General features: G+C 72.9%; 24 protein-coding genes. 11 read left to right on the top strand and 13 right to left on the bottom strand.

What is annotated here, in order from left to right; all coding sequences use genetic code 11:
* Nucleotides 1-18: 18 nt before the first annotated feature.
* Nucleotides 19-408, bottom strand: coding sequence for a cupin domain-containing protein (locus tag ACIRVH_RS33235; RefSeq protein ID WP_403960998.1), 390 nt, complete (start codon nucleotides 406-408; stop codon nucleotides 19-21).
* Between the two features lie 17 nt (nucleotides 409-425).
* Nucleotides 426-989, bottom strand: a complete 564-nt coding sequence (locus ACIRVH_RS33230) for a TetR/AcrR family transcriptional regulator (RefSeq protein WP_403960995.1) — start codon at nucleotides 987-989, stop codon at nucleotides 426-428.
* Between the two features lie 181 nt (nucleotides 990-1170).
* Between ACIRVH_RS33230 and ACIRVH_RS33225 the strand changes: the two genes are divergently transcribed.
* Genes ACIRVH_RS33225 through ACIRVH_RS33215 form a run of 3 tightly spaced genes read left to right on the top strand, consistent with a single transcriptional unit; the run spans nucleotide 1171 to nucleotide 4762 of the window.
* Nucleotides 1171-1461, top strand: coding sequence for an SHOCT domain-containing protein (locus ACIRVH_RS33225; protein ID WP_094221859.1), 291 nt, complete (start codon nucleotides 1171-1173; stop codon nucleotides 1459-1461).
* Nucleotides 1458-2204: an ABC transporter ATP-binding protein gene (locus tag ACIRVH_RS33220; RefSeq protein ID WP_403960992.1), complete on the top strand. Its 747-nt coding sequence runs from the start codon at nucleotides 1458-1460 to the stop codon at nucleotides 2202-2204. The genes ACIRVH_RS33225 and ACIRVH_RS33220 overlap by 4 nt, the downstream gene beginning before the upstream one ends.
* Nucleotides 2201-4762, top strand: coding sequence for an ABC transporter permease (locus ACIRVH_RS33215; RefSeq protein ID WP_403960988.1), 2562 nt, complete (start codon nucleotides 2201-2203; stop codon nucleotides 4760-4762). Before ACIRVH_RS33220 ends, ACIRVH_RS33215 begins: the two co-directional genes overlap by 4 nt.
* A gap of 71 nt (nucleotides 4763-4833) precedes the next feature.
* Here ACIRVH_RS33215 and ACIRVH_RS33210 read toward each other — a convergent pair whose 3' ends face one another.
* Together ACIRVH_RS33210 and ACIRVH_RS33205 are read right to left on the bottom strand one after the other, a co-directional pair.
* Nucleotides 4834-5412 carry an ATP-binding protein gene (locus ACIRVH_RS33210; RefSeq protein WP_403960985.1) on the bottom strand — a complete coding sequence of 193 codons (579 nt, stop codon included), beginning with the start codon at nucleotides 5410-5412 and terminating at the stop codon, nucleotides 4834-4836.
* A 226-nt stretch (nucleotides 5413-5638) separates the two neighbouring features.
* On the bottom strand, nucleotides 5639-5962 hold the full coding sequence (locus tag ACIRVH_RS33205; RefSeq protein WP_403960983.1) for a hypothetical protein: 324 nt from the start codon (nucleotides 5960-5962) through the stop codon (nucleotides 5639-5641).
* 376 nt (nucleotides 5963-6338) lie between these two features.
* Between ACIRVH_RS33205 and ACIRVH_RS33200 the strand changes: the two genes are divergently transcribed.
* Nucleotides 6339-7463 carry a PLP-dependent cysteine synthase family protein gene (locus ACIRVH_RS33200; RefSeq protein WP_403960980.1) on the top strand — a complete coding sequence of 375 codons (1125 nt, stop codon included), beginning with the start codon at nucleotides 6339-6341 and terminating at the stop codon, nucleotides 7461-7463.
* A gap of 22 nt (nucleotides 7464-7485) precedes the next feature.
* Here ACIRVH_RS33200 and ACIRVH_RS33195 read toward each other — a convergent pair whose 3' ends face one another.
* The 3 genes from ACIRVH_RS33195 to ACIRVH_RS33185 form a co-directional block, all read right to left on the bottom strand.
* Complete coding sequence (locus ACIRVH_RS33195) at nucleotides 7486-8460, bottom strand: alpha/beta hydrolase (RefSeq protein ID WP_403960977.1); 975 nt, start codon at nucleotides 8458-8460, stop codon at nucleotides 7486-7488.
* Between the two features lie 154 nt (nucleotides 8461-8614).
* The gene (locus ACIRVH_RS33190) at nucleotides 8615-9079 is read right to left on the bottom strand and encodes an SRPBCC family protein (RefSeq protein WP_403960974.1); all 465 of its coding nucleotides are present in this window, start codon (nucleotides 9077-9079) and stop codon (nucleotides 8615-8617) included.
* Nucleotides 9080-9150: 71 nt separating this feature from the next.
* Nucleotides 9151-9981 (bottom strand): DeoR/GlpR family DNA-binding transcription regulator, encoded by an 831-nt coding sequence (locus ACIRVH_RS33185; RefSeq protein WP_393478710.1) that lies wholly within the window; start codon nucleotides 9979-9981, stop codon nucleotides 9151-9153.
* Nucleotides 9982-10285: 304 nt separating this feature from the next.
* Between ACIRVH_RS33185 and ACIRVH_RS33180 the strand changes: the two genes are divergently transcribed.
* Entirely contained in the window at nucleotides 10286-12619 is a 2334-nt protein-coding gene (locus ACIRVH_RS33180) for a hypothetical protein (RefSeq protein ID WP_403960970.1), read from the top strand.
* A gap of 4 nt (nucleotides 12620-12623) precedes the next feature.
* Here the strand turns inward: ACIRVH_RS33180 and ACIRVH_RS33175 are convergent, their stop codons facing one another.
* From ACIRVH_RS33175 to ACIRVH_RS33160, 4 genes are all read right to left on the bottom strand, one after another.
* Nucleotides 12624-15062, bottom strand: coding sequence for a right-handed parallel beta-helix repeat-containing protein (locus ACIRVH_RS33175; RefSeq protein WP_403960967.1), 2439 nt, complete (start codon nucleotides 15060-15062; stop codon nucleotides 12624-12626).
* Nucleotides 15063-15172: 110 nt separating this feature from the next.
* Entirely contained in the window at nucleotides 15173-15778 is a 606-nt protein-coding gene (locus tag ACIRVH_RS33170; RefSeq protein WP_403960964.1) for a hypothetical protein, read from the bottom strand.
* Between the two features lie 170 nt (nucleotides 15779-15948).
* On the bottom strand, nucleotides 15949-16773 hold the full coding sequence (locus tag ACIRVH_RS33165) for an MOSC domain-containing protein (protein WP_403960960.1): 825 nt from the start codon (nucleotides 16771-16773) through the stop codon (nucleotides 15949-15951).
* A gap of 43 nt (nucleotides 16774-16816) precedes the next feature.
* The gene (locus ACIRVH_RS33160) at nucleotides 16817-17257 is read right to left on the bottom strand and encodes a DUF6643 family protein (protein ID WP_403960957.1); all 441 of its coding nucleotides are present in this window, start codon (nucleotides 17255-17257) and stop codon (nucleotides 16817-16819) included.
* A 279-nt stretch (nucleotides 17258-17536) separates the two neighbouring features.
* Here ACIRVH_RS33160 and ACIRVH_RS33155 point away from each other — a divergent pair, with 279 nt between their 5' ends.
* A complete protein-coding gene (locus ACIRVH_RS33155; RefSeq protein WP_403960954.1) occupies nucleotides 17537-18847 on the top strand; it encodes a TerD family protein in 1311 nt (436 codons plus the stop codon).
* Between the two features lie 7 nt (nucleotides 18848-18854).
* Here ACIRVH_RS33155 and ACIRVH_RS33150 read toward each other — a convergent pair whose 3' ends face one another.
* Nucleotides 18855-20030, bottom strand: coding sequence for a glycosyltransferase (locus tag ACIRVH_RS33150; protein ID WP_403960951.1), 1176 nt, complete (start codon nucleotides 20028-20030; stop codon nucleotides 18855-18857).
* 57 nt (nucleotides 20031-20087) lie between these two features.
* On the opposite strand from ACIRVH_RS33150, the gene ACIRVH_RS33145 reads away from it, so the two are divergent.
* Entirely contained in the window at nucleotides 20088-20882 is a 795-nt protein-coding gene (locus ACIRVH_RS33145; RefSeq protein ID WP_403960947.1) for a glutamate racemase, read from the top strand.
* Nucleotides 20883-20976: 94 nt separating this feature from the next.
* Nucleotides 20977-21522: a hypothetical protein gene (locus ACIRVH_RS33140; protein WP_403960944.1), complete on the top strand. Its 546-nt coding sequence runs from the start codon at nucleotides 20977-20979 to the stop codon at nucleotides 21520-21522.
* A gap of 341 nt (nucleotides 21523-21863) precedes the next feature.
* Here the strand turns inward: ACIRVH_RS33140 and ACIRVH_RS33135 are convergent, their stop codons facing one another.
* Nucleotides 21864-22817 carry an O-antigen ligase family protein gene (locus tag ACIRVH_RS33135; protein ID WP_403960941.1) on the bottom strand — a complete coding sequence of 318 codons (954 nt, stop codon included), beginning with the start codon at nucleotides 22815-22817 and terminating at the stop codon, nucleotides 21864-21866.
* Between the two features lie 299 nt (nucleotides 22818-23116).
* Here ACIRVH_RS33135 and lnt point away from each other — a divergent pair, with 299 nt between their 5' ends.
* From lnt to ACIRVH_RS33120, 3 genes are all read left to right on the top strand, one after another.
* Complete coding sequence (gene lnt, locus ACIRVH_RS33130; RefSeq protein ID WP_403960938.1) at nucleotides 23117-24724, top strand: apolipoprotein N-acyltransferase; 1608 nt, start codon at nucleotides 23117-23119, stop codon at nucleotides 24722-24724.
* Nucleotides 24725-24790: 66 nt separating this feature from the next.
* Nucleotides 24791-25270, top strand: coding sequence for an NUDIX hydrolase (locus ACIRVH_RS33125; protein WP_403960932.1), 480 nt, complete (start codon nucleotides 24791-24793; stop codon nucleotides 25268-25270).
* 54 nt (nucleotides 25271-25324) lie between these two features.
* The gene (locus ACIRVH_RS33120; RefSeq protein ID WP_403960929.1) at nucleotides 25325-26125 is read left to right on the top strand and encodes a 3-hydroxybutyrate dehydrogenase; all 801 of its coding nucleotides are present in this window, start codon (nucleotides 25325-25327) and stop codon (nucleotides 26123-26125) included.
* The last annotated feature ends 44 nt before the right edge of the window (nucleotides 26126-26169 follow it).

Here is a 26169-nt window from a genome sequence, read left to right as displayed (position 1 = left end):
GGGAGTCGGTCGTCCGTCTCAGGCGGGGTAGTCGTTCACGTGCTCGTGCCACTCGGTCGTCGTGCCGTCCACCGCGGCCTCCACGACCGCGAGGTGGCTCATGAAGGTGCGCGGCGCGGCACCGTGCCAGTGCCACTCGCCCGGCTCGATCCACACCGTGTCGCCCGCCCGGATCTCCTCCACCGCACCGCCCCTGCGCTGCACGAGCCCCTCGCCCTCCAGGACGTGCAGCACCTGACCGTGCGGATGCCGGTGCCAGGCGGTGTGCGCGCCGGGCGCGAAGTGGACGTTGAACATGCGCAGCCGGGACGGGGCGGCGGGGGCGGCTATCTCGTCCAGCCACACCGAGCCGGTGAAGTTCTCCGCCGGACCCCGCAGGCTCTCGGGACGCCGTCTGGTGATGTGCACGGAAATCGCCTCTCCAGTCAGTGAGTTCGGGGTGCGAGCAGGGAGAGCAGGCCGCGGACGCCGGCATCGAACGCGGCGGGGGAGCCGGAGGCGCGGGCGAGTACGTAGCCGCCCTGCACGGTCGCGAGGACGGCCGCGCCGATCTCCTCGCCGTCCAGGCCGGGTGCGAACTGCCCCTGCCGCTTGCCCTCTTCGACGATCCCGGCGATCCGCCCCCGGATCCACGCGATCGTCTCGTCCACCGGCGCACGCAGCTCGTCACTCGCGATCACGTCCGGATCCATGGTCAGCCGGCCGATCGGACAGCCGCGCAGCACGTCACGCTCGCGCAGCAGGTACGCCTCGATGCGCTCGTACGGCGTGCCCGGCCCGTCGAGTACGCCCTCGGCGGTGGCCCGCAGCTCCTCGGCGGACCGCCGGATCGCCGCCAGCGCCAGGTCCGGCTTGCCCTTGAAGTGGTGGTACATGCTGCCCTGGCCGGCCCCGGCGCGCTCCAGGATCGCCTTGGGACTCGTGCCCACGTAGCCGCGCTCCCACAGCAGCTCGCGGGTGGACTCGATCAGTCGTTCCGAGGTGCTCATGAAACAACTGTACATACTAGTAGTTACAATTCGCGAGTCCTCAAGGAGCAGCCGCGTCCCACCGCCGTACTCCCGCGGAGGTACGCGCACTGCCGCCGGCCGCACGACGACCCGGACCCCCTGCCGGAGGGAGTCTCGTGGCATCACCCCGAGACCCTGCCGACAAGGGAGTTGAACCGACATGCAGACCCTGGCGAACTGGGACGGCGGACCCGGCCCGTGGATCCTGTTCTTCCCGCTGATCTGGGCGGTCGTCGTGATCGGCGCCGTCACCTTCCTGCGCCGCACCGTCTGGCGCGGCCGCGGCGGCCCCTGGCGGCCCATGGACGGTGCACGCCCGGCGGGCGACTCGCCGCTCGCGGTCCTGGGCCGCCGCTTCGCCTCCGGCGAGATCGACGAGGACGAGTACTGGCGCCGGCTCTCCGTCCTGGAGGAGCAGTTCGGCCGCATCGGCAAGGGCGGTGCAGCATGACCACGACCGCCCTGCGTACGGCGGCCCGCGTCGTGGGCGCGGTGAAGGTGTACGGCGGTGGTGACACCGCCGTACGCGCCCTGGACGGCGTGGACGTCGAATTCCCCGCCGGCCGCTTCACCGCGATCATGGGCCCCTCGGGCTCCGGCAAGTCCACCCTGATGCACTGCGCGGCCGGCCTCGACACGCTCACCTCGGGCACCGCCCACATCGGCGACATCGAGCTGGGCGCGCTGGACGACCGCCGGCTGACCCTGCTGCGCCGCGACCGGGTCGGCTTCGTCTTCCAGGCGTTCAACCTGGTGCCGACGCTGACCGTCGCGGAGAACATCACCCTGCCCCTGGACCTCGCCGGGAAGCGGGGCGACCGGGAGTGGATCGACGCGCTCGTGGGCGTCGTCGGGCTGCGCGACCGGCTGCACCACCGGCCCTCCGAGCTGTCCGGCGGACAGCAGCAACGCGTCGCCGTGGCACGGGCGTTCGCGGGCCGCCCCGACATCGTCTTCGCCGACGAGCCGACCGGCAACCTCGACTCCCGCTCGGGCGGCGAGGTCCTCGCCCTGCTGGGCCGCGCGGTACGGCACATGGACCGCACGGTCGTCATGGTCACCCACGACCCGGTCGCCGCCGCCCACGCCGACGAGGTCCTCTTCCTCGCCGACGGCCGGCTGGTCGACCGGATGGCGTCCCCGACCGCCGACAAGGTCCTGGACCGGATGAAGGCCTTCGAGGTGCGGTCATGAACGCCTCGCTCCGGCTGAGTCTCACCTCGCTGCGCGCGCACCGGCGGCGCTTCGCCGGCACGTTCCTCGCGGTGTTCCTCGGCGTCGCCTTCCTGGCCGGCACCCTGGTCATGGGCGACACGCTGCGTGGCAGCTTCGGCTCCATGTTCGGCGAGGCCACCAGCGGTACGGACGCCGTCGTACGCGGCGCCGACGCCATCACCACACCCGGCGAGGCCCAGGGCGTACGCCGGCCCGTCGACATCTCGCTGGTCAGGACCGTCCAGCGGGTCCCCGGGGTGGCGGCCGCCGCACCGAACATCCAGGGCGCCGGTCAACTCGTCGGCGCCGACGGCAAACCCGTCGGCGGCCAGGGCCCGCCGACCCTCGCCGGCAACTGGATCACCGACCCGGAACTCAACCCGTACCAGCTCGCCGAGGGCCGCCTCCCCGCGCGCTCGGGCGAGGTCGTGGTCAACCGGGGAGCCGCGAAGAAGGGCGGCCTGAAGCTCGGTGACACCACCACCCTGCGCACCCCGGACCCGGTCAGGGTGACCATTGTCGGCCTCGCGACGTTCGGCGGCCAGGACGGCATGGCCCAGGTGACCTTCACCGGCATGACCCAGGCCGACGCCGAGAAGTACCTCACCGCGCGGGCCGGCCGGGCGGCGAGCATCCAGGTGCGGGCCGGCCCCGGAGTGAGCCAGCGAGAACTGGTGCGGCGGCTGACTCCCGTACTGCCCAAGGGAGTCGAGGCCATCACCGGCCAGGACTCGGCGCAGGAGAACAACGACATGATCTCCAGCCAGTTCCTGACGATCTTCACGACCTTCCTGCTCGTCTTCTCCGGCGTCGCCCTGCTCGTCGCCACCTTCTCCATCCACAACACCTTCGCGATCGTGGTCGCCCAACGCACCCGTGAGAACGCCCTGTTGCGCGCCCTCGGCGCCTCCCGCCGCCAGGTGTCCGCCGCGGCGCTCGCGGAGGCCTGCGTCGTCGCCGTCACGGCCTCCGTCGCCGGGCTCGCGGGCGGGATCGGCATCGCCGCCGGGCTCCAGGCGCTGTTCCCGGCGATCGGATTCCCCTTCCCCGACGGCGACCTGGTGATCAAGACGTTGTCGATGGTCCTGCCGCTCGCCGTCGGCATCGTGGTCTGCCTGGGCTCGGCGCTGCTGCCCGCCCTGCGCGCCGGCCGCACCGCCCCGCTGGCCGCGCTGCGCGAGACCGCCGTCGACTCCTCCGGCGCTTCCCGCTTCCGCGCGGTCGCCGGAGCGGTCCTCGGCGCCGCGGCTCTCGCGGCGTCCCTCACCGGTGTCCTCGTCTCACCGTCCGTGTGGCTGGCCGGACTCGGCGCGCTGCTGGCCCTGGTCTCCTTCGTGGTGCTGGGCCCCCTCGCCGCCGCCACGGCCGTACGACTCCTCGGCGCACCCCTGGACCGGGTCCGCGGTGTCACCGGAGCCCTCGCCCGGCGCAACGCCCTGCGCACCCCGAAGCGGACCGCCGCCACCGCGAGCGCCCTGATGATCGGCGTGGCCGTCGTGTCCCTGTTCACCGTGTTCGGCGCCTCGCTGAAGGCCACCATGGACCGGACGGTGTCCCGGTCCTTCGCGGGTGACGTCGCCGTCAGCACGCCCTCGTTCGGCGCGGGCGGCAGCGGGCTCAGCCCCCGGCTCGCCCCGGCCCTGCAGCGGCTGCCCGAGGTGGACACCGCCGTGGGACTCGGCTGCGGGGTCGCCGAAGTGGACGGCAAGGGGCGGGCGTTGACCGTGACCGATCCGGCCGCGCTCGCCCGCACCTTCGACCTCGGCGCGATCACCGGATCCCTGCGCGACCTCGGCACCGACGGCATCGCGCTGACTCGTGCGGAGGCCGACCGCCAAGGCCTGCACACCGGTGACACGGCTCGGCTCACCTTCACCGACGGCAGGACGCAGAACTTCACCGTCCGCGCCCTCTACGGTCAGTCCGAACTCGCCGGCGACTACGTCATGACCCGCGCCGCCTGGGCACCGCACCGCACCCAGGACGCCGACACGCTGATCGCCGTCACCTTCCGGCACGGCGTGAGCGCCGACGCGGGCAAGGCGGCCGTGCGGAAGGTGGCCGCCCGGTACGGCAGCCCCGAGGTGCAGACCCGGGAGGAGTACGCCCAGTCCTCCGCCGGCGGCATCGACATGATGCTCACGCTCGTCTACGCCCTGCTCGCCCTCGCGGTGGTCATCGCGCTGCTGGGCATCGCCAACACGCTGACCCTCGCGCTGCACGAACGCACCCGGGAACTGGGCCTGCTGCGGGCCGTCGGCCAGACCCGGGCCCAGCTGCGGGCCATGGTCCGCTGGGAGTCGGTCCTGGTCGCCGCCTTCGGCACGGCCGGTGGACTCGCCCTCGGCAGCTTCCTGGGCTGGGTCCTGGTCAAGGCCTCCGACGGCGCGAGCGACACCGCGTTCGCCTTCGCCCTGCCGCCCGCCCGGCTCGCCGTGGTCGTTCTGGTCGGCCTGGCGGCAGGCGCCCTCGCGGGCCTGCGTCCGGCCCGCCGAGCCGCCCGCCTGGACGTACTGCGGGCGATCGCCACCGAGTGAGACGTCCTGCGGCGCCTCCCTACGGAAGTGCGGCGGAAGTCACCGCGGCAGGTGACCGACTCACCGCCCGGTCAGCCGGGGACGGCCGACCGGGCGGGAGCGGGTGCCGCGGCCGAGGCGTGGGCCACCACGGGGGTCGGAGCAGCGGCGACCGGGGTCGGCGCCGGCTGCACCTCGGTGAGCCGCGGTACCGGCTGCGGCTCGGCCATGGGGCGGGGCGAGCGGGCCGGCTGCCGCTGGGCCGTGGACGGCGCGGGCAGCGTGAACCACACGATCTTGCCGTTGTCGCCGTCCGGGCGTGCCCCCCAGCTCTCGCTCATCGCGGCCACCATCGCCAGGCCGCGCCCACAGGTGGCCAGGGGAGCGACGTCCGTCGTGTCGGCCACCACCGGGAGGCGCGGATCGTGATCGCGCACCGAGACCGTGAGCCGGTCGACCAGGAGTTCCAGCTCGACGGTGCACGACTTGTCGGGCCGGGCATGCCGGTGGACGTTGCTGAGCAACTCGGTCACACCGAGCGCGGCCCGGTCTATCAACGGGTCCAAATGCCAGTAGCGCAACTGTGCAGATACGATTCTGCGGACCTGGCCGATCCGCGACGGCAGGGCTTGGAGCTCCACCATGCAGTGCCTGCTTGGATGACTGATCACGGCTGCGACTCCCCGATGTGAGGTCCGGAGGAACCGGAGGAACACGGAGAACAACGGATCCAGCAGGGTGCTTGCGTCCAAACGTCCGCCTGCTGTCGTGGCCGGCGGGCTGGTTCGCAGCGTTATCGCCGGTAAACCCAGAGTGACGTGAGACCAGCGTGACGCAGCGGGTGCGCTCCCGCAACTCGCAGCGACCGGACGCAGGTCAGACGAGATCGGACCGGGCTCAGGTGCCGCGTCCGGCCGCCCGGCGCACCGCCTCGATGAACCGTCGCGCCGCGGGTGGCCCCGGTTCGCCCGGTGCGGGGTCCTGCTCGCCCAGCGTCAGCAGGTACCGGTTGCCGTTGAGGTCCGCCGTCGCCCGGTCCTCCGGTGCGAACCACGGCTTGGAGGCGCGCACCGCCTGCACGGGTGCGCTGTCGATCTCGCTGCCGTAGCTGTTGAGCAACTCCACCCTGCCGTCGCTGATCCGGACCTTTCCGGCCCGGGTGAGCGAACGCATCCGCTTGCCTATCCGCACGCCCGTGGCTGTGAACTCCGGCTCCGCCATCCTTCGCCGCCCCCTTGTGCGTCGCTCGCCGGACCCCGGCCCGCGTGGGTCCGGATCCGGCCCGTGTCCGGTCGTACCGCCCGGGGCCGTACCGGCTCTGCCGATCCGGTGTGCGCCCCTGTTCGGGACGATCGTCCCGTCCGGTGCAGTCTGCCCCGATGCGGCCTGGAGCACCAGTACGCAGGTGGCGCGTGCGACGGGACGTCGGAGCACTCGCGCCAATGCGCCCCCGAGTGCCGCGCATGGGTGTGCCCCAGCCTGTCTTTGGGTGGCTCAAAGATGCGTTTATGCAGGTGGGAAGCGGTGTGGAAGGTGCTTATGATCGAGGTGTCGGCCGCGCGAAGCGCTGTCGGTGCCCAGCCTAAGGAGCCCCGTCGTGAGCACCACCCCACAGACCCGGACCGGCGCCACCCTCGACGTCGACCGCAGCGACGCCGCCTACCGCGACTGGCTCAAAGAAGCCGTCCGCAAGGTACAGGCCGACCACCAGCGCTCGGCCGACACGCACCTCCTCAAGTTCCCGCTCCCCGAGCAGTGGGGCATCGACCTGTACCTCAAGGACGAGTCGACGCACCCCACCGGCAGCCTCAAGCACCGGCTGGCCCGCTCCCTGTTCCTCTACGGTCTGTGCAATGGCTGGATCCGCCCGGGCCGCCCGGTGATCGAGGCGTCCAGCGGCTCGACGGCGGTCTCCGAGGCCTACTTCGCCAAGCTGATCGGCGTGCCCTTCATCGCGGTCATGCCGCGCACGACGAGCGCCGAGAAGTGCCGCCTGATCGAGTTCCACGGCGGACAGTGCCACTTCGTGGACGACTCCCGGAAGATGTACGAGGAGTCCGCCCGCCTCGCGGTGGAGACCGGCGGCCACTACATGGACCAGTTCACCTACGCCGAGCGGGCCACCGACTGGCGCGGCAACAACAACATCGCCGAATCCATCTTCCGCCAGCTGGAGTTGGAGCGGTTCCCGGAGCCGGCCTGGATCGTGGCCACGGCGGGTACCGGCGGCACCTCGGCGACCCTCGCGCGCTACGTCCACTACATGCAGTTCGACACCCGCATCTGCGTCGCCGACCCGGACAACTCCTGTTTCTTCGAGGGCTGGACGACCGGTGACCCGGACGTCACGTGCGACTGCGGCTCCCGTATCGAGGGCATCGGCCGGCCGCGGATGGAGCCGAGCTTCGTGCCCGGCGCCATCGACCGGATGATGAAGGTCCCCGACGCGGCCAGCGTGGCCGCCGTACGCGCCCTGGAGCGGGCCATCGGCCGCAAGGCGGGCGGTTCGACGGGCACGGGCCTGTGGAGTGCGCTGAAGATCGTCTCCGAGATGGTGGCCGAGGGCCGCACGGGCAGTGTGGTCACCCTGCTGTGCGACCCGGGGGACCGCTACCTCGACAAGTACTACTCGGACACCTGGCTCGAGGAGCAGGGCCTCGACATCGCCCCGTACACGGAGGCGATCGAGTCCCTGCTGGCGACGGGCGTGTGGCCGGACTGAGCCGGTCTCCGAGGCGGGCGCTCTACGGCTCGTTCGTGCCGAGGGCCGTGCGCAGCACCGCGACGGCCTGGGCCACGGCTGCGCGCGTCGCGTGCGTGCCGCTGAGCGGGTTCAGCATCATGAAGTCGTGCGTGATCCCGGCGTAGCGGACCGTCGTGACCGGCACGCCCGCGGCCCGGAGCCTGGCCGCGTAGGCCTCGCCCTCGTCGCGCAGGACGTCGGCCTCGTCGACGACCACGTACGCGGGCGGCAGCCCGGCCAGTTGCTCCAGGCTCGCCCGCAGCGGTGAGACCGTGATCGCCGAGCGCTGGGAGGGTTCCGGCAGGTAGGCGTCCCAGAACCACTCCATCGCCTTGGCGGTGAGGAAGTAGCCCTGGGCGAACTGCCGGTAGGAGGGCGTGTCCATTCCGGCGTCGGTGACGGGGTAGTAGAGCGACTGGTGGACGAAGGAGAAGTCGCGGCGCTCCTTGGCCAGCAGGGCCAGCGCCGCGGTCATGTTGCCGCCGACCGAGTCGCCCGCCACCGCCAGCCGGGAGGCGTCGAGCCCGCGCGGGGCGCCGTGATGGACGATCCACTGGGCGGTCGCGTATCCCTGCTCCAGGGCCACCGGGTACTGCGCCTCGGGTGATCGCGTGTATTCGACGAAGACGACGGCGGCCCGGGCTCCGACGGCGAGTTCGCGCACCAGCCGGTCGTGGGTGTCCGCATTGCCGAGGATCCAGCCGCCCCCGTGCATGTACAGCACCACCGGCAGCGGCTCCGCCACGCCCGGCGGCCGTACGATGCGTGCCCGCACGCCGTCGACGTCGAAGGGCACGGTGACCCACTCCTCGTCGACGGGGAGCTTCTCGATCGGTTGAGCCTGGAGGTCGTCGAGGACCTTGCGGGCCTTCTCCACGCCGATCTCGTACAGGAACGGCGGCTGGGAGGTGGCGTCGGCCAGTTCCTGGGAGGCGGGCTCCAGGACGACGTCGCCGATGGCGGGCTGGGCAGTCATGACGGAATCCCTCACATGTGTCCGGATTGCACGGCCCTCTCCAGCATGGGCGCGGCGCGCGCTGGTCGCATCCGTGGACTGCCGGGCCGGGGCGCGGCGAACCGCTCGCTCTCCGTGCCGATCGCGGGAAGTGGGGGAGGTCAGGGGGTGCGGGTCACCCGCCCAGTCGCCGGTCCAGTGCCGTGACGGCGTCCCGGAACGCGCGGCCCACCCCCGGGCGGGCGAGGCGGCACACGAGGCGGAACGCGGCCGTGCCGTCCAGGGCGAAGGTCATCCGGACCCGGGTTCCGGTGCCGGCCGGGGCGAGCCGCCACTCCTCGATCCAGGCACGGGCCCCCGGGGTGTTGGTCACGTCGACGCGGTAGGCGTACACCTCGGGCGCCTTCGCCACCAGCACCGATTCCTCGAAACGGATGCCGCCCCGGAGCCGCACCCGGCGCCCGCCCTCGGTCGGCAGGGCCGAGGACACCGCCGAGAACCACTCCGGCCAGCCGGGCACGTCCTCGGCGAGCGCGTGGAAGACCGCTTCTGGAGCGGCCGCGACGTCCCGGGCGAACACGAGCCGGACGGGGGCGGTCTCGACGAAGTCGAACTCCACCGGGCGCAGACGGTGAGCCATGGTGACGAACCCCCTCGTGAAGTCCCTCGGGAAAGCGGGGTGTTGCACCGGGCAGCCTAGCTGACGCTATGTCAGATGTCCTCGTCCTCTTCCGGTTCGCCCGCCACCACCAGCCGCCTCAGGTGCTCGGAGATCTCCGCCCGCGCATCGGTGGGCAGGCCGGCGTCGGTGACCAGCGTGTCCACCTGCTCCAGCGCGGCGAACGAACTGAGGCCCACCGTGCCCCACTTGGTGTGGTCCGCCACCACCACGACCCGGCGCGCCGACTGCACCAGCCGCCGGTTGGTCTCGGCCTCCGCGAGGTTCGGCGTCGACAGGCCCGCCTCGACCGATATCCCGTGCACCCCGAGGAAGAGCAGGTCGAAGTGGAGCGCGGCGATCGCCTGGTCGGCCACCGGGCCCACCAGCGAGTCGGACGGGGTGCGCACCCCGCCGGTCAGCACCACCGTGGCCGCGCCCTGCCGCTGCCCCGAGGTGCGCTGCGCCGCGTGGAAGACGTCCGCGACCCGCACCGAGTTCGTCACCACGGTCAGATCGGGCACCTCCAGCAGGTGCTGCGCGAGCGCGTAGGTCGTCGTACCGCCCGACAGGGCGATCGCCGTACCCGGAGTGACCAGCCGGGCGGCGGCCCGCGCGATGTCCTCCTTGGCCGACAGCTCCAGACCTGACTTGGCCTCGAAGCCCGGCTCATGGGTGCTCGCCTCGACCACCGGGACCGCGCCGCCGTGCACCTTCTCCAGCACGCCCTGGCGGGCCAGCGCGTCGAGATCGCGGCGCACGGTCATGTCCGACACGCCGAGCTTGCGGGTCAGTTCGTTGACCCGCACACCGCCCCGGCGCCGGACCTCGTCCACGATCAGGGCGCGGCGCTGCTCCGCGAGGAGGTTCTGATTCTCACTCACGTACGCTCCGGTCCTTTCGCCGCAATCCGTCCGACACGCCCGCCGCACCTGCTCCGACCTGGACGTTCCATCCGTCTTCGGTGCGCGGCGGTCCCATCTTTTCACGGGAGGGTACCGGTTGCGCCACTACCCGTTACGACGCGCTCATGTCATTCGGGCACAACCGGGCCTCATGTCTCCCACCCGCAGTCACACGGATCGGGGAGATTCCGTGACGAGAGGTGTACGACGCCCCCGAAACGGAGATCCTGATGCGCGCACGGTCACATGCCTTGAGGCGCGTCACGGGGGAAGTGCGAGAACAGTGGAACGTGCAGAAGAACGCATTGCCGCGCAGGAGACGGACCGTCCCGGCGCGCAGGTCACGAAGGCGGAGCCCGAGCTGGAACTCCTGGTGCACGGAGTCGGCGGCACCACCCCGGAGAAGATGCTCGGCGACCCGCGCACCGTCCGGATCACCGGCGACGACACCGCCGCGGTCTTCCGGCGCGCCGATCACACCGCGGACGCCCCGGCCGGGCAGGAGCCGCAGAGTGAGCCGGTGCAGGAGGCGTACGTCTGGTGCAATCTGACCTCCGGCGACGGCAGCCGCGCCTTATGGCTTCTGTTACTGCCGTTCATGGTGGTCAACCTCGCCCACTGGATGCGCCCCGCCGCCTTCGGCCGCGGACGCACCGTCCGGTTCTACGGCCTCCTCGTGCGTCTGGCCGCCCTCACCCTCACGGTGCTGCTGGTGGCCGCGGCCTGCGAGGTCGCCCTCGACCTGGTGGCCTGGCAGTGCGCGGGCGTCGCCGCCTGTGCCCAGCGCCACTCCTGGCTCGGCTTCCTCTCACCCGCCGCCTCCGGTGACGGCTGGTGGAGCCTGCCCGGCCGCCGGCTCGCCCTGGCCGCGTCGGTCCCGGCCGGGCTCACCGCCCTGCTCTGGTACCTCTCGCACCGCACCTGGAGCGCCTACGAGTCCCACCGGCCAATGTCCCGCGACCCCGAGCCGGAGACCGACGGCAGCGCCCTGGCCCGGCCCGGCTTCTGGTACGGCCGGCGCCTGGTCGCCCGGCTGCGCGCGGCCCACACCGCGGCGGGCCTGCTCACCGTCGCCGCCGCCGTCCTGACGCCCGCGGCCCACTTCGACCACCGCTCCGGCGGCCCCGCGGCCCTGGACACCCTCAGCTGGATCCTCACCGCCGCCCTGCTCGGCTGCGTGGCCGCCGTGGTGGGCGTGGTCTGCCGCCGGGGCCGCAGCGAGAACCGCCTCGACCAGCAGCTCGACCGCCACCTCGTACGCCGCCTGCCGCTCGGCGCCCTCGCCCTGCTGCTGCTCACCGTGCTGTACACCGGCTGGTCCCGCCCCGGCTGGCGGTCCGCCGGGCGGCTGCCCGGGGACCCGGCCTTCGGCGCCCTCATGCTGGCCCAGGGCCTGCTCGTCGTCGTCCTCGCCGCCGTCGCCCACGACCTGTACCGCCGGCACCCGGACCCGCGCGCCGGGATGCGCGGCCTCGGCGGCCCGGCGGTCGCGCTGCTCGCCTGCGCGCTGGGCGGTGTGATGTCCGGCGGCGTCGCGCAGCGGGTCGCCGACTGGCTGGACGGCACCCGGGCCCTGCTCGACGGACCCCCGGTGCTGCTGACCTGGCAGGCGTCCGCGATCCCGCCGATCCTCGCGGTGCTGCTCGCCGTCGTCGCCCACCTGGCCCTGCGCACCGCACGGCTCGCCCGCGCCGAACGCGACCGCGTACGTGACGAGCACCCCGGCGAGCCCGAGGACCCGTCCCGCACCCGCGCCATCGCCCAGGCCCGCGCCATGGCCACCCTCACCGACCGGGCGCCGCTGATCATCACTGTACTCGCCGCCACCACCCTGCTGATCGGCGCCGCAGCGCTGGCCGGTGCCCTGGCCACCGGAGAGCCCCCCGAGGGCGCGGCCCGGCGGACCTACGACGTCGTCCAGGCCGTGGCCGAGACCTCGCAGACGCTCGGCTCCTGGCTGGTCGGAGTGGGCTTCGTCCTGTTCGTCACCTGGGCGCGGCGCGCCTACCGGGACGCCTCCGCCCGCCGCACCATCGGCATCCTGTGGGACGTCGGCACCTTCTGGCCGCGCGCCGCCCATCCCTTCGCCCCGCCCTGCTACGCCGAGCGCGCGGTACCTGACCTGACCTGGCGGATGGCGACCTGGACCCGGCGCACCGGCGGCCGTCTGGTCCTCTCCGGCCACTCCCAGGGCAGCGTCCTGGCGGCAGCAGCGGCGTGGCAGCTGACCCCGTCCGTGCGCAAGCGGGTCGCCCTGCTCACCTACGGCTCCCCGCTGGAGCGCCTGTACGGCCGCTGGTTCCCGGCCCACTTCGGCCCGCGGGCACTGGCCGCCCTGCACGGCGACGTCGCCTGCTGGCGCAACCTCCACCGCCGCACCGACCCCATCGGCGGCCCGGTCCGCCTCCCCGGCGACTGCGGCCCGGAGGTCGACCACCAGCCCCTGAAGGACCCGCTCGCCTACGGCCGCACTTCCCGCCAACCGCTCCCGGCCCCGATCCTCGGCCACTCCGACTACCAGGCGGACCCGGCCTTCGCACGGGAGAGGGCCAGGCTGCTGGCCCGCCTGCACCCGGACCTCCCGGGGCAGCGCCTGGTACCGGGGGCGCCGGAGTGAGTCCTCAGGGCAGCTCCGGCAGGTCCTCCGCATAGAGCAGGGTCAGGTCGTCGGTGCTGGGGTCCTCCAGCTGCGCGACACGGCTCGCGTGCCGCTCCACCATCGCCTCGAAGGTCTGGCGCGCGGTACGGCCGTTGCCGAACGCGGGGCCCTTCGGGATCGCCGTGAAGTACTTCAGCAGGCCCTCCGAAGCACCCGGCGCCAGCCGGTACTCGTGCTCGTCGGCCTGCTGCTCGACGATCCTGAGCAGTTCGTCGGGGCCGTAGTCGCTGAAGGTGATGGTCCGGGAGAAGCGGGAGGCGACACCGGGGTTGACGGAGAGGAAGCGCTCCATCTCGGCCGTGTAGCCGGCGACGATCACCACCACCGCGTCCCGGTGGTCCTCCATCAGCTTCACCAGCGTGTCGATGGCCTCCTTGCCGAAGTCCCGTCCGGCGTCCTCCGGGGACAGCGCGTAGGCCTCGTCGATGAACAGCACACCGCCGCGCGCCCGTTCGAAGGCCTCCTGGGTGCGGATCGCGGTGGAGCCGATGTGCTCGCCGACCAGGTCGACCCGGGACACCTCGACCAGGTGGCCCTTCTCCAGTACCCCGAGCGAGGCGAGGATCTCGCCGTACAGCCGGGCGACCGTCGTCTTGCCGGTGCCGGGGGAGCCGGTGAAGACCAGGTGCCGCTTGACCGAGGCCGCCTTCAGGCCCGCCTGCTGCCGGCGCCGGCCCACCTCGATCATGTCGGTCAGCGCCCGCACCTCGCGCTTGACGCTCTCCAGCCCGACCAGCGCGTCCAGTTCACCGAGCACGGCCTTCGACGTCCGGGCCGCCTTCTCCGGCTCGGCCGCGGCGACGAGCGGCTCCTGCTCCGTGGTGCGCTGCCCGGGGATCGCGCCGAGCAGCCCGGTCGAGGGGGAGGAGGTCTGTACCACCGTCTCGCGGGCCGCCGGCGGCCTGAGGCTGCCGCTCTCGTCGCTGGTGCAGTCCTCCACGACGGGTCCCGTTCCGGCCCCCGCGTCCGGCCCCGCGTCGGCGAACTCGTAACCGCCGCGCGAACACCGCTCCGTGCGGCACTTCCGCAGCGTCGTACGGCAGCCGTCGATCACATGGAAGCCGTAGCCGCCGCTGCCGCTGACCCGGCAGTTCAGGAAGCTGCCCCGGCCGCCGGCGGACACGTAGAAACCCGCCTCGGCGGGCGAGTCGACCGTGCACCGCTCGATGGTCGGGTCGGCGCCCTTGGTGACGATCACACCGGTCTGCGTGCCGTCCACGGTGCAGTTGTTGAGCGTTCCGCCGCTGCCGTGGTCGCGGAACCAGGCGCCGGTGGCCGCCTCCCGGATCCGGCAGTCGTCGAGCTGCGCGGTCGCGCCGTCGCTCACCGACACGGCCGTGTTGCGCACCTGGGACAGGTCGCTGTCCACGACGTCCGCGCGCGAGCCGCGGTCCAGCACGAACAGTGCGTCCGGCACGTCGTGCACCCGGCAGGACTCGAGCACCGCGGTGGCGCCGTCGCTCACCCACACCGCCGGATAGTCGCCGGTGCTGTCGAAGATCTCGCACTGGTTGGCGTCCACCCGGGTGCCCGGGTCCCACACCGACAGGCCGTTGCGCCCGAACCGACGCACGGTTGTCCGGGTCAGCGTGAGCACCGAACGGGAGCGCAGATCGACCGCGTTCTCCGGGATGTCGTGGATCCGGCAGTCCGCGAGCGTGAGCACCGCGTCCGTGTCGAGCGTGACACCGTCGGCCGTGGTGCGGTGCACGTCGCAGTCGGTCAGGTGCGCCGTGGCCCGCTGGGTGACCTGCACCCCGGAACCCCGGACCTCGTACACCTCGCAACCGACGGCCTCCAGAGCGGAGTTCTCCCCGGTCGCGGTCAGGCCGGTGCCGGAGGCGTGGTGCACCCGGCACCGCTCCAGGCGGGGATGGGCGCCGCCGCGGACCGCCACGCCCGCCTGTCCGGCCGCGACGACCTCGCACTCCTCGAACACCCCGCCGCCGCCGTCGAGGACGGCGATGCCGATGCCGGCCGGGTTGTCGACGGTGCAGCGCCGCACGGTCGGACGCGCCCCGCCCCGCACCTCGATGCCCGCGGCGGACCGCGTGACGATCCGCAGGTCCATCAGCTCGGGCGTGCCGTCCTCCACCAACAGGGCGGGCGCCGCCGCGTCCTGACCCTCCACGTGCAGGTCCTGCACCACCGCTGAGGCCCGCACGGTCAGCGGCACCCCGTCCACGGGCGCGATCCGCACCGAGCCCGGCGAGCCCTCCGGCCCGCGCAGCGTCACCGACCGCTGGACGACGAGGTTCTCCCGGTAGGTACCGGGCGCGATGGTGAGGACGTCGCCGTCGGCGGCGGCCTCCAGGGCGGCGGCGAGCGAAGCGTACTCACCCGTGCGGCGCCGCCACCGCGATGTACCGGTGTGCGTCACCTGGACCGTGCCCTGTGCCATGGCGTTGCTGTGCCCCCACCTCGTAGTACGCGGGTTTGATGCCGAAGCGAGTCGGCCGGTCCACCGTAGCGTGCGCGCGGGTGGTGGGTTGACCAGAGCCGGAAAGGCCGTCAGCTGCCGGTGCCCGCCTTGCCCCAGTCCGGACCCGCCCGGTCCCAGGCCTGATCCCAACGCGCGTACCGGCGGCGGACCATGCGCCAGACGATCAGCCGCCGGCCGCTCTCGACCAGGCCCACGGTCAGCAGAGCCGCACCGAATCCGGCGAGCACCGCGTGCGTCGTCGCCGTGGGGGAGTCCAGCGGGCGGGTCGTTATTCGGCCGTGCGGATCCGTCCAGAGCCTGAAGTGGTCACCCGCGTGCGGGGACTTGAGGTTCGCCAGCGCAGCTCCGTGCTGCCGGGTGCCGTCCGGCGCCGTCCAGTCGGCGAGGACGCGACTGCGGACGTCGTGCGCGGTGCCGGTGTCGGGGTCGGTCTCCGTCGGGGCCCTGCCCAGCCCGCGGACCACGGTGGCCGTGACGAGGTGGCGGGAGTGCTGCTGCTCCCGCACGGAGCGCTGCAGGGAGTCCTGCGCGGCCACGCCGACCAGGCAACCGATCACGGGCGCGGCCACCGTGACCAGCACCAGCGCCACGAGGGCCACCCAGGCCTCGGCCATGTCGGTCGCGCGGCGCAGCGGATTGCGCCGCCAGCGCCACAGGCCGCGGATTGCTCGCACGTCCCCCCCACCCCCTTCCGCTCCGCGACAACCCCCGACGGAGCCGCTCACCCCCGGCCCGGACCCGGAGAGATCGAGATCACTCCGGGCCCGGGGCCTCTCACGCAATTCTCACGTCGTCTCAACGACCGGGCCCCGCCCCTGGGTTCCCCGCCCGCCGAGCCGTTTCGCTACGTGAGCACTCGCACCGGGTCCCCGACCCGGATCGTGCCGGATGTGAGAGCGACCAGGTTCTGGCCGAAGAGCAGCCGCGAGCCGACCCTGCGGTGCCGTGCGAGCGTGCGCAGGGGCTCACGGCCGCGTACGGCGGTGTCCTGGTCGGTCGTGGTCACGACGCAGCGCCCGGAGGTCTTGGCGACCCGGAAGACCACCTCGCCGATGGCGATCTCCGCCCAGTCGTCCTCGGCCCAGGCCTCGGTCCCCGCCACGACCACGTTGGGACGGAAACGGTTCATGGGCAGGGGGCCCTCGGCGGCGTCGTCGCCCTCGGCTATGAGGGAGTTCAGGGCGTCGAGGGAGGCGACGGTGGTGACCAGCAGGGGGTAGCCGTCGGCGAAGCTGACCGTCTCGCCCGGCAGTGCGTACTCCGGGTCGACCGGACGCCGGGTGGCCGGATCGTCCATGTGAACCAGACGGACATCGGCACCGAGATAGGCGGAACACCAGTCGTGAGCCGTGTCGGAGGCGAGGACCGCCTCCACCTTCGTGCCGAAGACGTGCGTCGGCACCGTCGCTCCCGGCTCCGGGACGAGGACCGTGAGCGGCTCCTGACCGGGCGCGGAGAGACGAACGCCGCCGCCGGGCAGAGGCTCGGCGGCGGCCAGTGCGAGGCGCGGCTCCTCGCGCTGTGTGACGACCTTTCCCCCGTCGTCGATGAGAGTCCAGCGCCGGTCTCCGGCCAGCCCCCAGGGCTCCACCACGGCTGCCCGGGGCGCGACACCCCGGAACGCCTTGACCGGATGGACGTGGATCGACTGCAGTTCGGCGTTCCCCATGACGCCATCGTGCCAGGTGGCACCGACAGCCGGGGCGCGCCGGTCAGTAGCCGCGGTACTGCTGGTTGTTGTACGGGTCCTGGTACGGAGCCGGGGCGGGCCGCGGCGCGGCGGGGCGCATGGCCTCGTAGCCCGTGCCGCCCGCCATCGGACGCGGCGGCTGCGGGGCCTGCTGGCCGGGATAGCCGCGGGGCGCGCTCGCCTGCTGCGGGATGTACGCCGTGGGCGCCTGCTGCAGCGGGGCGGGCTGGACCTGTGGGTAGCCGTAGCCGTAGGCGGGGACCTGTGGGGACGGAGCCGCCGGGAGGGCGGGCAGCGCCGACGGGAGCGCGGGCAGGTTGCTGCCCGTGTCGTACGCGGCGGGGACCCGGATCGGGGCGATCTGCGGGGTGCCCCGCTCGGCCACGAGCGAGTCGTAGATCGGGGTGTCCGGGAAGGAGGCGGAGTAGTAGCCGCCGCCATAGGTGGAGCGGGGGGAGGTCATGGCACATAAGTTAAGCCCACGATGTGCTGGTTGGGGAGACCGATAAGAGGGTTGTTTTCCGTGTCCGCAGTGACTCGGGATCCCCAATCCGAGCGAACTTGGCAAAAATGGACGCCGTTCAACGTTTGGATCGTGTAAATGCCGACTTCCTGGCGGGTTACCGGCGGTTGACCGGCGATCTTCCTGTGCTGCTCGTGGGGCGTTCCCCGTCCTCGGGAATAGGTTGGGCGGGTAGGGATGATCTCGGGAGCCCGGGTACGTCCGGGACGTCGACACGCGATGGGGGCGGACATGACAATGCCGAAAGGATCGAATGCGCCGGTGCCGACCACGGCCCTGCGCGTCGAATTGGGCTGGCGCTCCGGACCCGGCGTGCCCGACGCGGACGCCTCGGCACTGTTGCTCGCGGCCGGAAAGGTCCGCTCCGACGGGGACTTCGTCTTCTACAACCAGCCCGCGCACCTCTCCGGCGCGGTCCGTCACGAGGGCAAGCGGACCGTCGGCGGGCGCGTCATCGACACCCTCTTCGTGGACCTCGCGCGCGTGGAGAGCGGGATCGAGCGGGTCGTCCTCGCGGCCTCCGCGGACGGCGGGACGTTCGGGCAGGTCCCGGACCTCTACATCGAAGTGACCGACAGCGCCGGTGTCGCGGTCGCCCGCTTCGACAGCCCCGGCGCGACCGTGGAGACGGCCTTCGTGCTCGGCGAGTTCTACCGCCGTCAGGGCGGCTGGAAGTTCCGCGCCGTCGGCCAGGGCTACAGCAGCGGACTCGAGGGCCTGGCAACGGACTTCGGCATCACCGTCGACGAACCGCAGCACGCCGCGCCTCCTCGCACGGCAGTCGCACCGCATTCCGCGTCCCCCGCCGCGCCGCCGGTTCCGCCGGCCTCGACCGTGCCACCGCCGACCACCGCTCCCGTGCCCCTGCCGCCACCCCCGGCGACCCCTCCGGCCGCGCCGGTCCGCCTCTCCAAGGTCACCCTCACCAAGGCGGCCCCCTCCGTCTCCCTGGCCAAGCAGGGCGGCACCTCCGGCGCCATGCGGGTCAACCTCAACTGGCAGGTGCGCAAGCAGTTCCCGGGCTGGGGCGGCCGATGGGGCGGTGGCCAGGGGGACCTCGATCTCGACCTGTGCGCCCTGTACGAACTCGCCGACGGCCGCAAGGGCGTCGTACAGGCACTAGGCAACGCCTTCGGGTCCCTGAACCGGCCGCCGTACATCCACCTCGACGGCGACGACCGTACGGGCGCCGTGGCGAGCGGGGAGAACCTCACCGTCAATCTCGACCACAAACAGGACTTCCGGCGCATTCTGGTCTTCGTCACCATCTACGAAGGCGCGGCCTCCTTCGCCGACCTGCACGCCACGGTCACCCTCCAGCCCCAGCACGGCGCCCCGATCGACTTCTCACTGGACGAGTGCACGATCCCCTCCACGGTGTGCGCGCTCGCCCTGATCACCAACACCGGCGGCGACCTCGTCGTCCAGCGTGAGGCGCGCTACCTGGTACCGGAGCGCGGAGTGAGCCCGCAGCGGACCATAGACCACGCCTACGGGTGGGGAATGAACTGGACACCGGGCCGCAAGTAGCCGCATTTCAGCTCTCGTCGGGCACGGCGTCCGGACGCGCGTAGGTGCGGCCCTTCCAGGCCGCCCCGCGCCCCCGGTAGTGCCGCACGGCGGAGTCGACCGTCATGAGGAGGTAGAGGAGTGCGGTGAAGGGCAGCAGCGGCGCCGTCCACAGCGGCTGCCGGTAGTACCGGAGCATGGGCACGTACGTCCCCGTCATCACCGCCCACGCGGCCGCGCCCACGATCGCCGTCGCCGCGCTGCCCGTGACGGCACCGGCCACCACGGCCGCGGGCGGCACCAGGTACACCAGGGCGAGCCCGGCTACCGTGCCGAGCAGCAGCAACGGGTTGTGCCGCAGCTGGGCATACGCGCTGCGCGAGACCATCCGCCACAGGTCGCGCAGCCGCGGATAGGGACGCACGCTGTCCACCCGGTCGGCCAGCCCGAGCCAGATGTGACCGCCGGAGCCCTTCACCGCGCGCGCGAGGGCGACGTCGTCGATGACGGCGTGCCGGATGGCGTCCGGGATCCGCGCCTTCTCGGCCATGTCCGCGCGCAGCAGGACACAGCCGCCCGCGGCCGCCGCCGTCCGCGACCCCCGCAGGCCGATCCACCGGAAGGGATACAGCTGCGCGAAGAAGTAGACGAACGCCGGGACCACGAGCCGTTCCCACAGGCTCTCCACCCGCAGCCGCGCCATCTGCGACACCACGTCGAAACCCCCGGTGCGGGCCGCCGCCACCAGTTCCCGCAGACTGTCCGGGGCGTGCGCGATGTCCGCGTCCGTCAGGAGCAGATACTCGGGCTCACGCGCGCGTGCGAGGCCGATGCCGTGCCGCACCGCCCACAGCTTGCCCGTCCAGCCCGCGGGCGGCTCACCGGGGGAGTCCACCGTGAGCGGCAGCCCGCTGTGCCGCCGCGACAGCTCGCGGGCCAGCTCCCCGGTGCCGTCCGTGCTCCCGTCGTCCACGAGGAAGACCTCGGCCCGCCCCGGATAGTCCTGCGCGAGCAGCGACGGCAGGCTCGCGGGCAGCACACCGGCCTCGTCACGGGCCGGTACGACCACACAGACCGACGGCCACACGGCAGGTTCCCGGCGCGGAGGCAGCCGGACGTCCGTGCGCCAGAAGAAGCCCTGGCACAGCAGCAGCCAGCACCAGGCGGCGAGGGATACGACGGTGGTCCACACGATCGCGCTCACGGGCGCAGTCTGCCCCACCGGACCGGGGCGCAAGGGCGCATCGTCTATCGTGGCCGGGTGAAGATCGCGCTCATGGACTCCGGAATCGGCCTGCTGGCGGCCACCGCCGTGGTACGGCGCCTGCGCCCCGATGCGGATCTCGTCCTCTCCCTCGACCCCGACGGCATGCCCTGGGGGCCGCGCACGCCCGAGGACCTCACCCGACGTGCCCTGGCCGTTGCCGAGGCCGCCGTGGCCCGCCGGCCCGACGCCCTGATCATCGGCTGCAACACCGCCACCGTGCACGCCCTGCCCGCCCTGCGCGCGCGCCTGGAGCCCGGCGTCCCGGTGATCGGCACGGTCCCGGCGATCAAGCCGGCCGCCGCCGGCGGCGGCCCCGTCGCCATCTGGGCCACGCCCGCCACCACTGGAAGCCCCTACCAGCGCGGTCTCATCGAGGACTTCGCCGACGGCGTCCGGGTCACCGAGGTGCCCTGCTGGGGGCTCGCGGAGGCCGTGGAGCACGCGGACGAGGCGGCCATCGACGTGGCGATCGCCGCCGCGGCCGCGCTGACCCCGGAGGACGTGACGACCGTCGTCCTCGGCTGCACCCACTACGAGCTGGTGGCGGAACGTATCCGCGCCGCCGTCCAGCGCCCCGGTGCCGCTCCGCTCGCGCTGCACGGCTCCGCCGGCGCCGTGGTCGCCCAGGCCCTGCGGCGCCTCGGCAAACAGCCCGCCCCCGAGGCCCCGGCCGAGGGCACGCTGACGGTGCTGCTGAGCGGTCGCGAGGGCGTGCTGCCCGCGCCCGCGCTGCACTATGCCGAAGGACGGCTGCTGCCCGCCGCCGTACTGCTCGCCGACCGCCGGTGACCTGGGGCGGCCGCCTCCACCGGGCGCGCCGCCCGGAACAGTCACCCTCCGCACGCCGGTACCCGCGGAGCGAAACCTGAGTAACCTCGTAAACATGAGGGAGCACCGCGACCCCGAGGACACCTCGCACCCCGACGTCTGGACCGGGCGTGCCACCAACCGGGTGCAGTGGCTGCTGGCGCTGGGCGGCGCGGCCTGCATGGCGCTCGGCATCGAGCTGGCCGTGGACTCGGCCTGGAGCTCCGGCATCGCCCCGCTGGTGATGTCCGTCGTGGGCTGCATCGCCGCCGGACTGCTGGTCCTCTTCGGCACGCTCGCTTTCGTGCACGTCGACCTCAAGCTCGACAAGGAGTGCGTCGAGGTGCGCTGCGGCCACATCGGCGTGCCGCGCCGCCGCATCCCGCTCTCCCAGGTCGCCGGCGCCGACTTCACCGCCCATGTCACCCCGCGTCACTGGGGCGGCTGGGGCTACCGCTGGCGCCCCGAGAAGGGCACCGCGGTCGTCGTCCGCCGGGGCGAGGGCATCGTCCTGCGTCTGTGGGACGGCCACACCTTCACGATCACCGTGGACAACGCGGAGGCGGCGGTCCGGGCCATCAGGGACCGGCTGCGGACGATGACGCCGGGGGGCGCGAGCTGAGAGCGGCGGGCGGCCGGGTCATGTGGGGAACGCACGCCGCTTCGAGTCGGACGCCAGGCTCTCAGCCTGTGCCTGAGCGCGCGTAGGCGGCGGGCTGCAGTCGGATGCTGCCTTCGCAAACACCGGACGTTGCCCTCGCGTGCGCCGGACGCCGCGCTCCCGCTCTGCGCCTGAGCGCGCCGAGGCGAGCGGCGCGGGCCATCAGGACCGGCTGGGCTGAGAGCGTCGGGCTGCCGGGCTCGTTCGGGAATCCGGGCCGCTTCGCGTCGGACGCCGCCACTCGCTGACACCAGGCGCTGACCCCGCGCGCGCCGGACTCCGCGCTCCCGCCCTCTGCCTCGCTAAAGCTCCGTGCTGTCGCCCGTCCACGGCCGTGCCGTAGCCCACCCCGCCAGCAGACCCGCGCCGGCCGTCACCGTGGTGAAGCTCAGTGCGTTGCCGACGGAGGCGATCGCGGCCAGGGCGGTCAGTGCCGCGCCCGCGGTGAGGGCGATCGGTGTGGAGCGCGGGGTGCGCCACAGGGCGTAGAGGGCCCAGCCGAATCCGGCGGCGAGCAGGAGCACCCCGACGAGGCCCTGTTCGGCCGCCTGCTGGAGCAGGGCCGAATGCGGTCTGTCGTCGGCCAGGACGGCCTGTGGCGCGGCGTCGCTCAGCTCGCCGAAGCGGCCCGGGCCGATGCCCAGGCCCGTGTCCCGGCGGGCCAGTCGCAGCGCGTCCTGCCAGAGCTGGACCCGGTGCGGGGTGAACCGGCTCTCCAGCGCCTCGGGCAGGGCACCGGCGGCGACCGCCCAGATCGTCCCCGCCGCCAGGGCCGCCGCGAGCGCGAGACCAGCGATTCCGACGCCCCGGCGGGGCATCGAGCCCGCGGCGAGGGAGCACAGCAGAACCGCGGCACTGGCCGCGCAGCCGATGGCCGAGCCCATGGCGGCCCCGGTCAGCGCGATCCCGGCGGCGAGCAGCCGCAGACCGAGTCGCAACCCGGGCCCGCGCGCGGCCCAGGCGGCACAGCACGCGGCGCCGGTGGCCAGCGCCAGCAGGGCCGCGGTGGCCCCGGCGTGCCCGAGCGGGGCGGCGTACCGGGGGCCGGGGGAGAGGTCGGGCAGGACCACGGCCAGTGCGAGTCCCACCGACGCACCGGCGCAGGGCGCGGCCACCGGAAGCAGCGCACCGGAGATCCGGCCCGCGGCATAACCGGCGATCACGGCGAGCACCGCGAGGAGCATCCCTTCGGGCCGCCCGTCGTGGGCCGCCGCCGTGATCAGCGACCAGGCGGCGCATGCTCCCAGCAGGATCATGCCCGCCCCGTCAGAAACGTTTCGTCTGTCTCTGTAAGCGTCCGCACCGGTGGCGGACCTCGTCCCCGTCGACCCCACCCGTCGCCCCTCGCACCCCGGTCCCCCGACCTGTGGCAGGCCCCGGCCGCACGCACCGGGACCGGCCGCACCACTGAGGCTCGGGCACACCGTAACGGCTGATGACCGATTTGGGCACGTGCAGAGCAGGAACGTCGTGATTCCGGCGCGGTGCAGGTGGGGGCACCGCTCGCACCAGCCCGTGCTGTCGGCGGCAACGTCAACCGCCGTACACTCCCCGGGTGACCGTCACCGCAACTTCCGTGGACCAGTCCGGCCTCCAGCCGTCCCCCGCGCCGAGCGCGCGCGGCCGCCGACTGCTGCGCCTGGTCCCGGCCGTCGCCTCCGCGCTCTGCGGAGTGCTGCTCTACGTCAGCTTCCCGCCGCGCCCCCTGTGGTGGCTGGCCCTGCCCGCCTTCGCCGGCTTCGCCTGGGTACTGCGCGGCCGCACCCGGAAGGCGGCGTTCGGCCTCGGCTACCTCTTCGGCCTCGGCTTCCTCCTGCCGCTGCTGGTGTGGACCGGCGTGGAGGTCGGTCCCGGCCCCTGGCTCGCGCTGGTCGCCATCGAGGCGGTCTTCGTCGCCCTCGTGGGCGTCGGTGTCGCCGCGGTGGCCAAGCTGCCTGCCTGGCCGGTGTGGGCGGCCGCCCTGTGGATCGCGGGCGAGGCGGTACGCGCGCGCGTGCCCTTCCGTGGCTTCCCCTGGGGCAAGATCGCCTTCGGCCAGGCCGACGGCGTCTTCCTGCCGCTCGCCGCTGTGGGCGGCACCCCTGTGCTCGGCTTCGCGGTGGTCCTGTGCGGCTTCGGTCTGTACGAGGCGGGGCGCCTGATCGCCGAGCGGCGCCGCACCCGGACCCTCCGGCGCGGGGCCGCTGCCGTCGCGCTGCTGAGCGTCGCCGTACCGGTGGCGGGAGCGGTCGCCGCGCGGCCGCTGGTGAGCGACAAGGCCGAGGACGGCAATGCGACCGTCGCGGTCATCCAGGGCAACGTGCCCCGGGCCGGGCTGGAGTTCAGCGCCCAGCGGCGGGCCGTCCTCGACTACCACGCGCGGGAGACCCTCAAGCTCGCCGCCGACATCAAGGCGGGCAAGGTCGCCAAGCCCGACTACGTGCTGTGGCCGGAGAACTCCTCCGACATCGACCCCTTCACCAACTCCGACGCGGCCGCCGTCATCGACAATGCCGCCAGGGCCGTCGGGGTGCCCATCTCGGTCGGCGGAGTCGTCGAGAAGGGCGGCAGGCTGCTCAACGAGCAGATCCTGTGGGACCCGGCCAAGGGGCCGACCCAGACGTACGACAAGCGACAGGTGCAGCCGTTCGGCGAGTACCTTCCGCTGCGCGGGCTCGTCGGCGCGATCAACAAGAACTGGACCAGCATGGTCCGCCAGGACTTCAGCCGGGGCAGCGAGCCGGGCGTGTTCGACATCGACGGCGCCAAGGTCGGCCTCGCCACCTGCTACGAGGCCGCCTTCGACTGGGCCGTGCGGGACACCGTCACGCACGGCGCGGAGATGATCTCCGTGCCCAGCAACAACGCCACCTTCGACCGCAGCGAGATGACCTACCAGCAGCTCGCCATGTCCCGGATCCGCGCCGTCGAGCACAGCCGGACCGTGACCGTGCCGGTGACCAGCGGCGTCAGCGCGATCATCATGCCGGACGGGAAGATCACCCAGAAGACCGGCATGTTCGTGCCCGCCTACCTCGTCCAGAAGGTCCCGCTGCGCACTTCCGAGACGCCCGCGACCAAGCTGGGCATCCTGCCGGAGATCGCCCTGGTGCTGGTCGCCGCGGGCGGTCTCGGCTGGGCGATCGGGTCCGGGACACGTGCCCGGCGCTCGGGTGACGCGTAGCCGCACGCCCTGTGTACGCCCGATGACCCGTCGGCTTGACGGAACCGGCCCGTTAGGGTCGGTTCCATGGCTACTCCTGACTTCATCCGCACGATCAGGGCCTCCGCGGGCCACCAACTGCTGTGGCTCCCGGGAGTCAGCGCCGTCGTCTTCGACGACCAGGGCAGGATCCTGCTGGGGCAGCGCGCGGACAACCACCAGTGGGCGCTGCTCTCCGGCATCCCGGAGCCCGGTGAGCAGCCGGCCGCCGCCGCGGTGCGCGAGGTGTACGAGGAGTCGGCCGTACGGTGCGTGGCGGAACGGATCGTCATGGTGAAGTCCGGCGAGCGGATCACCTACAACAACGGCGACATCTGCCAGTTCATGGACATCACCTTCCGCTGCCGGGCCGTCGGCGGCGAGGCACGGGTCAACGACGACGAGTCGCTGGACGTCGGCTGGTTCGAGGTGGATGCGCTGCCGCCGATGGACGAACATCAGCTGGTCCGGATCAAGCAGGCCCTGTCGGACGAACCCACATGGTTCGCCCCTACGAGTTTCGAATGAAGTATGGGGTCTGACCACATGTGGCCGGGCGGGGGTGCTGCTTAGGGTCGGCACATGAGCCAGCCCAGTGCCCTGCCCGGCCCCCACGCCCCCTCGCTCGACCTCGGCGGCCGCACCGCCCTCGTCACCGGTGCCGCCGGCGGCATCGGCGGGGCCTGCGCGCTGCGGCTGGCGGCCGCCGGGGCCAAGGTGAGAGCCGTCGACCGGGACGCCGCCGGCCTGGACGCACTCACCGACCGGGCCCAGGACCTGGCGGGCACTGTCGAGCCGCACGTCCTGGACCTCACCGACCTGGATGCCGCCGAACACGCCGCCGCCGGCACCGACGTCCTGGTCAACAACGCGGGGCTGCAGCTGGTGCGCCCCATCGAGCAGTTCCCGCCCGACGTCTTCCACACGGTGCTCACCGTCATGCTGGAGGCGCCGTTCCGGCTCGTCCGCGGCGCCCTCCCGCACATGTACGCGCAGGGCTGGGGCCGGATCGTCAACGTGTCCTCCGTCCACGGGCTGCGCGCCTCGGCCTTCAAGGCCGCCTATGTGGCCGCCAAACACGGTCTCGAAGGCCTCTCCAAGACCGCTGCCCTGGAGGGCGCCCCCCATGGTGTGACCTCGAACTGTGTGAACCCGGCCTATGTGCGCACCCCACTGGTCGAGAAACAGATCACCGACCAGGCCCAGGCGCACGGCATCCCCGAAGAGCGCGTCCTGTCCGACATCCTCCTCAGGGACAGCGCCGTCCGGCGGCTCATCGAACCGGAGGAGGTCGCCGAGGCCGTGGCCTACCTGTGCAGCCCGCACGCGTCCTTCGTCACCGGCACCTCGCTGGTGCTGGACGGCGGATGGACGGCCCACTGAGCGGGCCGGCGGCGCCCGGCCGGAGAGTTTTCCACAGGCCCGAC

The organism is Streptomyces sp. NPDC101165 (assembly GCF_044768135.1).
Lineage (GTDB): Bacteria > Actinomycetota > Actinomycetes > Streptomycetales > Streptomycetaceae > Streptomyces.
Note: the sequence above shows the minus strand (reverse complement) of the source record. Positions and strands in the feature narration are given on the sequence as shown.

Coding starts and splice junctions, on each gene's coding strand:
- ACIRVH_RS33140 (WP_403960944.1), top strand. CDS start 20,977: ATGAGGGAGCACCGCGACCCCGAGGACACCTCGCACCCCGACGTCTGG.
- ACIRVH_RS33225 (WP_094221859.1), top strand. CDS start 1,171: ATGCAGACCCTGGCGAACTGGGACGGCGGACCCGGCCCGTGGATCCTG.
- ACIRVH_RS33190 (WP_403960974.1), bottom strand. CDS start 9,079: ATGGCTCACCGTCTGCGCCCGGTGGAGTTCGACTTCGTCGAGACCGCC.
- ACIRVH_RS33125 (WP_403960932.1), top strand. CDS start 24,791: ATGGCTACTCCTGACTTCATCCGCACGATCAGGGCCTCCGCGGGCCAC.
- ACIRVH_RS33220 (WP_403960992.1), top strand. CDS start 1,458: ATGACCACGACCGCCCTGCGTACGGCGGCCCGCGTCGTGGGCGCGGTG.
- ACIRVH_RS33165 (WP_403960960.1), bottom strand. CDS start 16,773: ATGGGGAACGCCGAACTGCAGTCGATCCACGTCCATCCGGTCAAGGCG.
- ACIRVH_RS33205 (WP_403960983.1), bottom strand. CDS start 5,962: ATGGCGGAGCCGGAGTTCACAGCCACGGGCGTGCGGATAGGCAAGCGG.
- ACIRVH_RS33215 (WP_403960988.1), top strand. CDS start 2,201: ATGAACGCCTCGCTCCGGCTGAGTCTCACCTCGCTGCGCGCGCACCGG.
- ACIRVH_RS33230 (WP_403960995.1), bottom strand. CDS start 989: ATGAGCACCTCGGAACGACTGATCGAGTCCACCCGCGAGCTGCTGTGG.
- ACIRVH_RS33135 (WP_403960941.1), bottom strand. CDS start 22,817: ATGATCCTGCTGGGAGCATGCGCCGCCTGGTCGCTGATCACGGCGGCG.
- ACIRVH_RS33160 (WP_403960957.1), bottom strand. CDS start 17,257: ATGACCTCCCCCCGCTCCACCTATGGCGGCGGCTACTACTCCGCCTCC.
- ACIRVH_RS33195 (WP_403960977.1), bottom strand. CDS start 8,460: ATGACTGCCCAGCCCGCCATCGGCGACGTCGTCCTGGAGCCCGCCTCC.
- ACIRVH_RS33155 (WP_403960954.1), top strand. CDS start 17,537: ATGGGGGCGGACATGACAATGCCGAAAGGATCGAATGCGCCGGTGCCG.
- ACIRVH_RS33175 (WP_403960967.1), bottom strand. CDS start 15,062: ATGGCACAGGGCACGGTCCAGGTGACGCACACCGGTACATCGCGGTGG.
- ACIRVH_RS33120 (WP_403960929.1), top strand. CDS start 25,325: ATGAGCCAGCCCAGTGCCCTGCCCGGCCCCCACGCCCCCTCGCTCGAC.